This window comes from Nonomuraea sp. B208, from assembly GCF_057536035.1.
On the sequence record NZ_BAAJOU010000003.1, the window covers coordinates 239,917 to 250,807 of the forward strand.

General features: G+C 73.5%; 12 protein-coding genes. 5 read left to right on the plus strand and 7 right to left on the minus strand.

Translation table 11 applies throughout. The annotated features are described in order from the left end of the window. Positions 1 to 121 precede the first annotated feature (121 nt). The 5 genes from AC27IY_RS02405 to AC27IY_RS02425 are packed head-to-tail and all read left to right on the plus strand — an operon-like array spanning position 122 to position 4,380. The gene (locus AC27IY_RS02405) at positions 122 to 1,300 is read left to right on the plus strand and encodes a CaiB/BaiF CoA transferase family protein (protein WP_371249247.1); all 1,179 of its coding nucleotides are present in this window, start codon (positions 122 to 124) and stop codon (positions 1,298 to 1,300) included. Between the two features lie 38 nt (positions 1,301 to 1,338). Next, entirely contained in the window at positions 1,339 to 2,184 is an 846-nt protein-coding gene (locus AC27IY_RS02410; protein WP_423444980.1) for a citryl-CoA lyase, read from the plus strand. Next, on the plus strand, positions 2,177 to 3,043 hold the full coding sequence (locus tag AC27IY_RS02415; protein WP_344204477.1) for a DODA-type extradiol aromatic ring-opening family dioxygenase: 867 nt from the start codon (positions 2,177 to 2,179) through the stop codon (positions 3,041 to 3,043). The genes AC27IY_RS02410 and AC27IY_RS02415 overlap by 8 nt, the downstream gene beginning before the upstream one ends. Then, on the plus strand, positions 3,040 to 3,402 hold the full coding sequence (locus AC27IY_RS02420; protein WP_344204474.1) for a hypothetical protein: 363 nt from the start codon (positions 3,040 to 3,042) through the stop codon (positions 3,400 to 3,402). The genes AC27IY_RS02415 and AC27IY_RS02420 overlap by 4 nt, the downstream gene beginning before the upstream one ends. Positions 3,403 to 3,417: 15 nt before the next feature. Further along, positions 3,418 to 4,380 carry a zinc-binding dehydrogenase gene (locus AC27IY_RS02425; RefSeq protein WP_487176980.1) on the plus strand — a complete coding sequence of 321 codons (963 nt, stop codon included), beginning with the start codon at positions 3,418 to 3,420 and terminating at the stop codon, positions 4,378 to 4,380. On the opposite strand, the gene AC27IY_RS02430 is transcribed toward AC27IY_RS02425, so the two are convergent. From AC27IY_RS02430 to AC27IY_RS02460, 7 genes are all read right to left on the minus strand, one after another. Then, positions 4,370 to 5,206, minus strand: a complete 837-nt coding sequence (locus AC27IY_RS02430; protein ID WP_487176981.1) for a nucleotidyltransferase domain-containing protein — start codon at positions 5,204 to 5,206, stop codon at positions 4,370 to 4,372. The genes AC27IY_RS02425 and AC27IY_RS02430 overlap by 11 nt on opposite strands. Continuing rightward, positions 5,203 to 6,006 (minus strand): IclR family transcriptional regulator domain-containing protein, encoded by an 804-nt coding sequence (locus AC27IY_RS02435; RefSeq protein ID WP_344204463.1) that lies wholly within the window; start codon positions 6,004 to 6,006, stop codon positions 5,203 to 5,205. The genes AC27IY_RS02430 and AC27IY_RS02435 overlap by 4 nt, the downstream gene beginning before the upstream one ends. Positions 6,007 to 6,177: 171 nt before the next feature. Next, on the minus strand, positions 6,178 to 7,806 hold the full coding sequence (locus AC27IY_RS02440) for a GMC oxidoreductase (RefSeq protein ID WP_487176982.1): 1,629 nt from the start codon (positions 7,804 to 7,806) through the stop codon (positions 6,178 to 6,180). 10 nt (positions 7,807 to 7,816) lie between these two features. Further along, positions 7,817 to 8,332, minus strand: a complete 516-nt coding sequence (locus AC27IY_RS02445; protein WP_423444974.1) for a carboxymuconolactone decarboxylase family protein — start codon at positions 8,330 to 8,332, stop codon at positions 7,817 to 7,819. Next, positions 8,329 to 9,411: an NAD(P)H-dependent amine dehydrogenase family protein gene (locus AC27IY_RS02450; protein WP_487176983.1), complete on the minus strand. Its 1,083-nt coding sequence runs from the start codon at positions 9,409 to 9,411 to the stop codon at positions 8,329 to 8,331. Before AC27IY_RS02450 ends, AC27IY_RS02445 begins: the two co-directional genes overlap by 4 nt. Before the next feature lie 306 nt (positions 9,412 to 9,717). After that, positions 9,718 to 10,215 carry a hypothetical protein gene (locus AC27IY_RS02455; RefSeq protein ID WP_344204454.1) on the minus strand — a complete coding sequence of 166 codons (498 nt, stop codon included), beginning with the start codon at positions 10,213 to 10,215 and terminating at the stop codon, positions 9,718 to 9,720. Positions 10,216 to 10,270: 55 nt separating this feature from the next. Next, positions 10,271 to 10,891 (minus strand): alpha/beta hydrolase (locus AC27IY_RS02460; protein ID WP_487176984.1); only part of this gene is annotated, 621 nt, incomplete at its 5' end.

Below are 10,891 nucleotides of genomic sequence, written 5' to 3' on the forward strand. Positions count from 1 at the left end.
GGTCATGCTGTTCGCCGTAACTCTACGAGCGGCCGTTCGGCTGTCAAGGCCTATGCCGCGTCGGCTCGGATGTGCCAGAATCCCGCTTACGGACAAGTGTCCGCACAACGGAGGGAGACTGATGGTGGACGACGGGGGCGGACCGCTCAAGGGCGTGCTGGTCGCCGACTTCTCCCGCGTCCTGGCCGGGCCCTACGCCACGATGCTGCTGGCCGACCTGGGCGCCGACGTCGTCAAGGTCGAGGGACCCCAGGGCGACGACACCCGGAGCTGGACGCCGCCGGTGCGGGGCGAGACCTCGACCTACTATCTGGGCGTCAACCGCGGCAAGCGCTCCATCGCGCTCGACCTGCGCGACCCGGACGACGCCGCGGCGGCCCGCGAGCTGGCCCGGCGTGCCGACGTCCTCATCGAGAACTTCCGGCCGGGCGGCCTGGCGAAGTACGGCCTCGACCACGCCGCCGTGAGCGCCGCCAACCCCCGCGTCGTCTACGCCTCCATCAGCGGCTTCGGCTCAGGCCCCGGCGCCCGGGTGCCCGGCTACGACCTCATGGTGCAGGCCATGTCCGGCCTGATGAGCCTGACCGGCGAGCCCGACGGGCCGCCCTACCGGGCCGGGATCTCCGTCTTCGACGTCATGGCGGGCAACCACGCGGTGATCGGCATCCTCGCCGCGCTCCGGCACCGCGAGGCCACGGGGGAGGGGCAGCACGTCGAGGTCAACCTGCTGTCCTCGGCGCTCACGGGGCTGGTCAACCACAGCTCCGCGTACGTGGCGGGCGGCGTCGTGCCGTACCGGATGGGCAACGCGCATCCGAGCGTGTTCCCGTACGAGCCGCTGCCGACCGCCGACGACGACCTCATCGTCGCGGCCGCCAACGACGGCCAGTTCCGCAAGCTGTGCGAGGTGCTCGGCATCCCGGAGACCGCCGACGACCCGCGCTTCGCCCGCAACGCCGACCGCACCGCCCGCCGCGAGGAGCTGCGGCCGATCCTGGTGGCGGCGCTGGCCGCCAAGGGCGCGGTCGAGTGGTTCGAGCTGCTGGTCGAGGCCGGGGTGCCGAGCGGGCCGATCCAGACCATCGACGGCGGCTTCGCCATGGCCGAGCGGTTCGGGCTGGACCCCGTCGTCGAGGTGGGCGAGGGCGAGCGGGCGGTGCCGACCACCCGCCACCCCATCCGCTTCTCCGCCACCCCGGCCCGCTACCCGCTGCCGCCGCCCGAGCTCGACGAGCACGGCGCGGAGCTGCGCGCCTGGCTGGCCGGCCCGGACCGGCCACTCGGAGGGGAGGGCGCGTGAGCGAGCGACCGTCCGACGACGCTCAGAGGGAAGGGCGCGTGAGCGAGCGACCGTCCGACGACCCTCAGAAGGGTGAGCGCGACTATCCGACGGCGCTCGGGGCGTCGTCACGGACGACGATCACCCTGCTCGGGCAGGACCTCGCCGAGGACGTCATGGGCCACGTGGGCTTCGGCGAGCTGGCGTTCTGGCTGGCCGCCCAGCGCCGGCCCACGGCGGGTGAGGCCCGCGTGTTCGAGGCGGTGCTCGCCGCGCTGGCCGACCACGGGTTCACGCCGACCGCGATCGTGACGCGGCTGACGTACCTGTCGGCGCCGGACTCCGTGCAGGGGGCACTGGCGGCCGGGCTGCTCGGCGGCGGCTCGCGCTTCCTCGGCGTCACCGAGGACTGCGGCCGGTTCCTCGCCGACGTGCTGCGCGCCCGCGAAGGGCCGCTGCCGACGGACGACGCCGGGTGGGACGCGCTCGCCCTGGAGACCGTACGCGCCCGCAGGGAGCGCCGCGCGCTCATCCCCGGCCTCGGCCACCACGTGCACAAGGACGGCGACCCGCGCACGCCCCGGCTGTTCGCCATCGCCGCCGAGGAGGGCCTGGTGGGCCCGCACCTGTCGCTGTTCGCCGCCGTCGGCCGGGTCCACCCCCAGGTGCTCGGCCGGACGCTGCCGCTGAACGGCGCCGGGGTGTGCGGGGCCGCGCTCGCCGACCTCGGCCTGCCGCTGGAGCTGCTGCGCGCCTTCGCCCTGCTGGCGCGGACCGCCGGGCTCATCGGGCAGCTCGCCGAGGAGCTGCGCCACCCCGTGGCCAACGACATCTTCCTGTCCGTGGACCTCAACAACCGGTCCATCCCCCCCGAGCCGTACGCCGACGGAGGTCTGCATGGCTGAGCTCGTCGCGGTCATCGCGTCCACCCACCATCCCTTCTACTACCGGGCGTCCACGGCGACCGGCGCCGACCGGCCGCCGTTCGCCGACGAGTGGGTGCGCAAGGTCATGGCCTTCCGCGAGACCCTGACCAGGGCGAACCCGGACGTGCTCGTCATGGTGGGCTCCGACCACTTCCACCAGCTGTGGCTGGACAACATGCCGCAGTTCCTGGTCGGCAAGGCCCCCTTCTACGACGCCAACTGGTACAACGAGGAACGCGAGTTCGGCCTGCCCCGGATGACCTGCCAAGGCGAGGAGGACCTGTCGGCCCACCTCCTGCGCGGCGGCCTCGACCTCGGCTTCGACCTGGCCTTCTCCAACGAGCTGCGGATCGACCACTCGATCACGTGCCCGATCATCACCCTGCGCCCGCAGAACGACCTGCCGATCGTGCCCGTCTACACCAACATCTTCGCCCCGCCGCTGCCGCAGCCCAAACGCTTCGTGCAGCTCGGGCAGGCCATCCGCGAGCTGATCGAGTCGTGGCCGGACGACCGCAGGGTCGCCGTCATCGGCACCGGCCACCTGTCGCTGGAGCTCGGCGGGCCGCGCCAGTTCGGGCCGCACGGCCCCGACCCCGAGTTCGACCGCAGGGCCGTCGAGTGGATCTCCACGGGCGACCTGGAGGGCTGCCTGTCGGAGGTCACCCTCGACAGCCTGTGGAGCCCCGGCAACGCCACCCACGGGTTCATGGACTTCATGCTGATGATGGGGGTCGCGGGTGAGGGCCGCAAGGCCGACTACACCGACACCTACGACCTGTTCCACACCATGGAGGCGTACTTCACCTGGTATCCGGACGGAGGCGGCCGCGCATGAGCAAGTATCTGCTCGACAAGTTCCTGTTCACCGTCGATCGTGATCCCGAGCTGGTCGAACGCTACCGCGAGCAGCCGCGGGCCACCGTCGAGTGGTGGGAGGCCGAGGAGGCGGGCCGCATCCTCGGCTCGCACCTCGACGAGCGCTCGACCTGGCTGAGCTTCGACGACGCCGAACGGGAGGCGCTGGCCACGCACGACTACCCGAAGCTGTTCGAGCTGGGGGCGCATCCGTTCCTGACGCTGACGCTGTTCATCGCGATGTTCGAGCGGGACTACGCGGAACCGCTGGGGTTCCAGCTGGAGTATGCGCAGCGGTTGTCCGGGTACAGCCTCCCGTACCCAGACATATCCACATAAAGGAGAGGATGCGCGATGCGAGCCGCGCGGATCGTGACGTGCGGCGAGCCGCCCGTCGTCGCCGAGTGCCCCGATCCCGAACCGGGTCCTGACGAGCCGCTGGTGCGGGTGCTCGCCGCGCCCATCACCCCGCTCGACCTGCTGTGCGCGAGCGGGACGTCGTACTTCGGGACGCCGGCGACGCCGTACGTGCCCGGCGTCCAGGGCGTCGGCACGCTCACCGATGACGGGCGGCTCGTGTGGTTCCCGACGCGCGCCGGTATGGCGCCGGGCGACGGCAGCATGGCCGAGCTGGCCCGGGTGCCGGCCGCGGACCTGGTCGAGCTGCCCGCCGGGGCCGACCCGGTCGCGGTGGCCGCGCTCGGACTGTCGGCCGTGGCCGCGTACCAGGCGCTGACCTGGCGCGGCGAGCTGGCGGAAGGGGAGCAGGTGCTCGTCCTGGGGGCCGGGGGCGCGGTCGGGCAGGCGGCCGTGCAACTGGCCCGCGCCCACGGCGCCCGCCGGGTCGTCGCCGCCGCCCGCTCGGCCGCCGCCCGCGAACGCGCCGCCAAGGCGGGCGCGGACGCCGTCGTCCCGCTGGAGCCAGGCGACGACGTGGCCGCACTGGCCGCCCGCCTCACCGCCGCCTGCGACGGCCCCGTGGACCTGGTCCTCGACCCGCTGTACGGCGTCCCGGCCGCGGCCGCCGCCCGCACGCTGCGGCCCGGCGGACGGCTGGTCAACCTGGGCGGCTCGGCGGGGGAGACGTCCCCGCTCGACTCCTCAACTCTGCGCGGCCGTTCCCTGCGGGTGCTCGGCTACACCAACAACGAGCTGACGGGCGAGCAGCGGGCGGCGGCGATGGGCCACGTGGCGTCACTGGCACTGGAGGGCCGCCTCCACGTCGCCCACGAACGCATCCCCCTGACCGACGCCCCCGCCGCCTGGCACCGCCAGTCCACCGGCACCACCTCCGGCCGCCTGGTCCTCACCCCCTGAACTCCGTACGTGCGGCGGCGATCACCTCGTGGATGAACTCGCCGGTCAGGCGGGGGACCCGGGAGGGGTCGAGGGCGGGGCCGGGGGTGCCGCGGCGGTGGGCGAGGGCGAGTTGGAGGAGGGGGTGCCAGCGAGGGTCGAAGGTGTCCAGCGCGTACGCCCCCGCCTCCTCCTTCGAGATCACCTCGCCGGTCGCCACCGTACGGTGCAGCCGGGGCGGTGACAGCGCGTACGCCAGCGCCAGCCCGTACGGCGACTGCAGCCGCCTGCGCGGCGGCCGGGCGGAGAGCGCCCGCGAGGCGTAACGGGCCCAGTGGCCGCGGAGCTGGTCGAGGGTCCAGGAGCGGAGCAGCGAGGGCTCCGGGTCGAGACCCAGCGTGGCCGGGGCGGGCCCGCGCACCGGGATGCCGCGTTCGCGGAGCACGGTCCACATCACCGGGTTGACGTCGAAGCCCTGCCCGCGCCGGAACGACGGGCCGCTGTGCGAGGCCACCGGCCGGATCCTGGTGACCGGCTCGCGCAGGTCGGCGGCGGCGACGAAGACGGCGTTGACCGTGCCGGGCAGGTGCGGCTGCCGGCGGGCGAGCGCCCGTCCTGCGGCCCGCAGGTTGCCCAGCTTGTGCAGCAGCGACAGCCGCCGCAGCTCCCGCTCGCCGGCCGTCCGGCCCACGACGGCGACCACGTCGATGTCGCTGACGTCCGGCCGCCAGTCGCCGAGGGCGGCCGAGCCGACGACGTAGCAGCCGGTGACCAGGCCCGGGGCCAGGCGGTCGGCGACGGACAGGTAGTGCTCGACCGCCCGCGACAGCTGCGCGGGCGGCGTCACGAGGTGACCGTGACGTGCGGGACCGTCTCGTACGTCGCCCAGTCGGCGCTGATCGCGCTCGCCGTCCGCAGCAGCAGCGGCAGGTGCTCGTCGGACAGGCGTTCCACCGAGGTCTCGGCGGCGTGGGCGTTGACGTTGAGCGCCGCGATGACGTTGCCGAGCCCGTCGCGCAGCGGCGCGGCCACGCTGCGGATGCCGAGCGCCAGCTCCTCGTCCGTGATCGCCCAGCCCTTGGCGCGGACCTCGCGCAGCGCGGCGTCCCGCTCGGCCGCGTCGGGCCGCCAGCGCGGCTCGACGCCGGACCGGCTCGGCTCGGCCAGCACCCGGTCCACCTGGTCGGGCGGCAGCGCGGCCAGCAGGACCTTGCCCAGGGACGTCTGCAGGGCCGGGAAGCGGGTGCCGATCTGCACGGAGAGGGTGACGATCTTGGGGACGGCGACGCGGGCGACGTACACGATGTCGGAGCCGTCGAGCTGGGCGATCGAGCAGGACTCGCGGGTCTGCGCCACCAGCCGCTCCATGTGCGGCCTGGCCACCTCCCACAGGCCCATCGAGCGCACGTAGGAGACGCCGAGCTCCAGCACGCGCGGCGTGAGCGCGTAGCCGCCCGCCTCGCTCCGCGCGTAGCCGAGCTCCTGGAGGGTGAGCAGGATGCGGCGGGCGGTGGGCCGGGCGAGGCCGGTCGCGGTGGCCACCTCGGTCAGGGACATGACCGGCCGGCCCGGCTGGAACGCCCTGATCACGTCGAGGCCGCGGGCCAGCGCCTCGATGAAGTCGGGGCCGGTGTCGGCACGTGCCATGTGAACGCCTCCCTGCTCGGATCCCGCCGCTCCGACTCTAGACCGTCGGAGCGGGTTGTCCGCACAGCGGCGGCTGAGACGGGCGGGAAACCGCCCGTCCCAGCCGCGGTCACCGGGTAAGGCGAGCAGGGGGCGTGCCTGGACGGTCGGCCTACGGACGTCTGTCCGTGGTCAGAGATCCGTGGCGATGATGCGTTCGATGTTGCGCTCGGCCAGCGCCGTGATGGTGACGAACGGGTTGACGGTCGTGTTGCCGGGGATCAGCGCCCCGTCGATGACGTAGAGGCCGGGATGGCCGGACAGGCGGCCGTAGTTGTCGGTGGCCCGGCCGAGCACCGCTCCGCCCAGCGGATGGTACGTCAGGTGATCGCCCCAGACCTTGTAGACGCCGAACAGGTCGGTCCGGTAGATCGTTCCTTCCTTGGAGTTGATCTTGTCGAAGATCGTCTTGGCCATGTCGATGGACGGCTGCTTCCACGCCGTCTGCCAGCTCAGGTCCACCCGGCCGGCCGCGGCGTTCCAGGTGAACTCGGCGCGGTTCGGGTTACGGGTGATCGACAGGTAGAAGGAGGCGAACGTCTCGATCCCCGTCGGCAGCGGCGCGACCTCGGCGAACGCGCCCCCGGCCGTCCAGTTGTCGATGCCCGCGCACGGGATCGCCGACTGCCGGTCGCCGGTCGGGTCCCACAGGTGGTTCGCCCGGCCGCACATGACGTTGCCGTTGTCGCCCCAGCCCTTGCCGACCTCGCCGTTCAGGTTCGGCAGCACGCCGGTGGCCTTCAGCTTGACCAGCAGCTTGCTGGTGCCGACGCTGCCCGCGGCGAAGAAGACCCGGTCGGCGGTGACCGTCTTGGTGGCGGTGACCGCGCCGGAGGTGCCGAGCTGCTCGATCGTGACCGCGTACCGGCCGGAGCCTGCGGGGGCGACCGACGTGACGCGGTGCAGCGGCGAGATCGCCACCCGGCCGGTCGCCTTCGCCTGCGCCAGGTACGTCTTCTGCAGCGACTTCTTGCCCGCGTTGTTGCCGTACAGGATCTCGGCGGCCAGCGCCGACTTGGGCACGGTGCCGGCCTCCTCCTGCTTCATGTAGTTCCAGTCGTAGACGTCCGGGACGAAGACGAACGGGAACCCCGACCGCTGGGCGTGCTTCCTGCCGACCCTGGCGTACTGGTAGTAGGCGGTCGACTCGAACCAGGCCGGGTCGATGGTGCCGACGCCGAGCCCGGCGTTGGCGCGCGGGTAGTAGACGTCGTACATCTCGGCCGCGTTCACCGTGGGGAGCACGGAGGCGAAGTTCTCCCGCTTGGGGGTGACCGCCATGCCGCCGTTCACCAGCGAGCCGCCGCCGACGCCGCGGCCCTGGTAGACGGTGATCCCGGCGAACTCCTCGGCGTCGAGTACGCCGGTGTAGCGGGGGATGTCGCGGTCGATGGGGAAGCCGAGGAAGTAGTTGAGCGGCGCCTTCGTACGGGTGCGCAGCCAGTACGACCGGTAGTCGGGCTCGCGCGTGTTGCAGAAGATCTTGCCGTCGGTGCCCGGCGTGTCCCAGGCCATCCCCATCTCGACCATGTGGACGTCCACGCCGGCCTGGGCCAGCCGGAGCGCGGCGACCGCGCCGCCGTAGCCGGTGCCGATGACCAGGACCGGGACGTGCGCCCCGTCCGCGATGGGCGCGGCAGGGGCGGCCGCCCGCGCGGGGGCGGCCCCGCCCAGGACGACCGCGGCGCCGGTGCCGGCGATGAACCCGCGTCGGGTCAGCCGAAGGTCGGAGGAGGGGCGTAAGGAGGAGGCGTCGTTCATGGGGGGTTCCTCACTTCTCTCGACGACGCTCGCCGGCGGGGGACCGTCCGGCGCCGGGAAGCACGCACGCGGTGTCCAGGCCGAGCACCCGGTTGAGCCGGCCGAAGGCCCACCAGGAGCCGATGCACATGCTCAGCTCGACGATTTCGGCCTGGCTGTAACGGGTCGTCATCCGGGCCCAGAACTCCTCGTCCAGGCCGTGGTGGTCGAGGGCGTAGCGCTCGGCGTACTCGGCGGCCAGGCGGGTGCGCTCGTCGAAGGCGTCCGTGGTGCGCCACTCGGCCAGCGCGTCCAGGAAGCCGTCCTCGACCTTCTCGCCGTCCCGCTCGGTCCGCCAGTCCAGGCAGAACGCGCACCCGTTGAGCTGGGCGATCCGCAGCCTGGCCGCCTCGAACTCGCGCAGGCCCAGCGTGGTGTGCGCGTACACGGCCAGGGAGAAGCCCGCGGCGGCGGGGCCGATGCCGGGGACCATCTCGCCCCACACGTACGCGATCGGGTCCTTGCCCTCGGGAATGTCGACGATCACGGGTGCTTCCTTCCGAGTCGGCCCGTCGCGGGGCGGAGCGGCACGTCGAGGGCGTCGTACAGGCCGGGCTCGGCCGCCGCCAGCCAGTCGATGGCGTTCACCAGGCGGCCGGCGGCGGTCGCGTTGCCGCCCGCGGCGCGGTTGCCGCCCTCGTCGGTGGCCTCGACCGTCACCTCGATGCGCGGGCTGCCCTCGATGATCACCCGGTGCGCGCCGTCGCCGCCCGCCGGGGGAGCGGGCCAGTCGGGGGCGCAGGAGGGATGGATGCGGGTGACGTGCTCGACGACGATCCGCGCCTCGCCCTCCACCACGCCCTGCACCTCGAAGCGGAGCGCGCCCTGCGTGCCCGTCTCGAACACGCCCATGGCCGGCGTCGTGACGCTCGCGTCGAGGGGGCGGCGCTCGACGCGCTCGCGGATCTCGTCCAGCTCGACGCCGAGGGCGCGGGCCATCAGGCGTACCTGGCCGCCCCACACCATGGCCGGCACGGTGGGGGCGATCATCGGCGGCTCGTAGTCCATCGGCTGGCCCATGCCGACCAGGTAGCGGACGGAGTCGGGCTGGTCGTAGACGGTGTAGTCGAAGATCTCCTGGCAGCGCACGACGTCCACGGTGGCGCCGAGGCCGCTGATCAGCAGCGGCAGGACGTCGTTGCCCCAGCCGGGGTCCACCCCCGACACGAACAGCGAGCCGCCGCCCTCCTCGATCGCGGCCAGCACCCGGGCGCGCAGCTCGGGAGGGGCGTTGCGCTGGTCGTACAGGGCGTAGAGGGACGGGGTGACGACGACGGCGCCGGCGCGGACCGCGCGCAGGACGTCGGCGAGCGCGTCGTCGGGGCGGATGTCGCCGGAGGCGGCGTAGACGACCGCGCGGGGTGCGGCGGCGAGGACGGCGTCCACGTCGGTGGTCGCCGCCACGCCGAGGTCGTGGCCGAGGCCGCTCAGGGGGCCGGCGTCGCGGCCGGCCTTGTCGGGGTCGTGGACGAGGACGGCGGCCAGCTCAAGGCCGGGATGCGCCTCGACGGCGCGGATGGCGGCGCGGCCGATGTTGCCGGTCCCCCAGATGACGGTGGGCACCATGGGCGGAGCGTAGCAAGCGCTTGGTTAACTGTATAGATGCGTTCACACCAGGACGTGGGTGATGGTGAGAAGGGGGCGGTTCCGCGGGCGATGGCGCAGGGGCAGGGTGTGGCGGGGCGGGTGTGCGCGCCCCGCAGCCGGCGCGGACCTCGCCCCGCGTGACCTGCCCCTGCGACCGGCCGCCGTCTCCCCGATGACGTTCGTGCCCGCCGTCCCGATCTCTGCGGTGCTGATCGGGCCGTGGCTGGTTGCCCGAGTCTGCGACCTTCCGTCCGGGAAGTCAATGGACGGGCGGTCCGATGGGAATCAGGAGGTGGGTGAGGCCGCCGGAGCGGTGGGGCCGCCGGGCGGCGGCGTCAGGTGGGTGTACGACCCGGCCCGCTCCATGACCGGCACCTGAAGCCGCAGAGGCGAGGCCCCGGTGAAGGTGAACGTCATCGCCACCGTGCCGCCGCTCACCCCGGTCACCGTGGCGATGGGCCGCTCGCCGGTGCCGACGGGCTCGAGCGGCCGCACCGTGAGTGGCCCGGGCAGCTGCACCGAGCCGCCCCCTTCCGGGGTGATCCGTTCGAGCTGGGCCGGCTGGTGCCCGTTGTTGATGACCACCCCGTACAGGTAGTTCTGCTGGAAGGGCATGGCCGGGTCGGTGGCGCTGAGCACGAACACGTTGCGCAGGTGGAGGGTCTGGCTCGCGTCGCCGTTGGCACCGTCGTTCTGCGGCGCGTGCTGCGCGGTGTCGATGGTCGTCTTCGTGCATCCGGCGGTCAGGGCCGCCAGGGCCACGGCAACGGCGATGGTTCGCATGTTCACTTTCCGCAACTACCCGCGCACCCAGCGTTGAATCAGCCCGAAGCGGGCGTCATCCGAGCCGCCGGTCGAGGAAGCCGATCAGCGTGCGGGTCAGCGCCACCCGCTGGTCGGCGAGGGCGTGGTCGGTGTCGAGGACGTGGTGGTCGAGCAGGCTGCCGGGCTGGGCCGCGTACGCCTCCACCAGCGGCCGGTGGTGGACCTCGGGCGGCGCGACGGTGTCCAGGCCCGCGCCGACGAGCAGGACCGGGCGCCCGGCCAGCCGGTCGGCGAGGCCGGCCAGGCGGTAGGCGTCGCCGGCCGCCAGCATCTCGGCCACCAGGTCCTCGGCGCTGGTGCCGGCGAGCGGGAGCAGCTCGTCCCGCCACGCCTCGACGTAGGCGTCGGCGAGCGCGGGGTCGGCGCGGCAGGCGGCGGCGGCCGCGCCGAAGTCGAAGCCCGCGATCGACCCGGCGGCGGCCACCGACGGCAGCGCGGCCGCGGTCATGAGCGCGGCGAACCCGCCCGCGCTGTGCCCGACCACGGCCAGCCGGTCGGGGTCCAGGCGCCAGGCCGCGACGGTCGCGGGGTCGCGCATCGCGGCGACCGCCGCCGCCGCGTCCTCCAGCACGTGCGCCCAGGACCACGATCCGGCCGCGCCCCACGAGCCCCGGTAGTGGAACACCAGGGACGC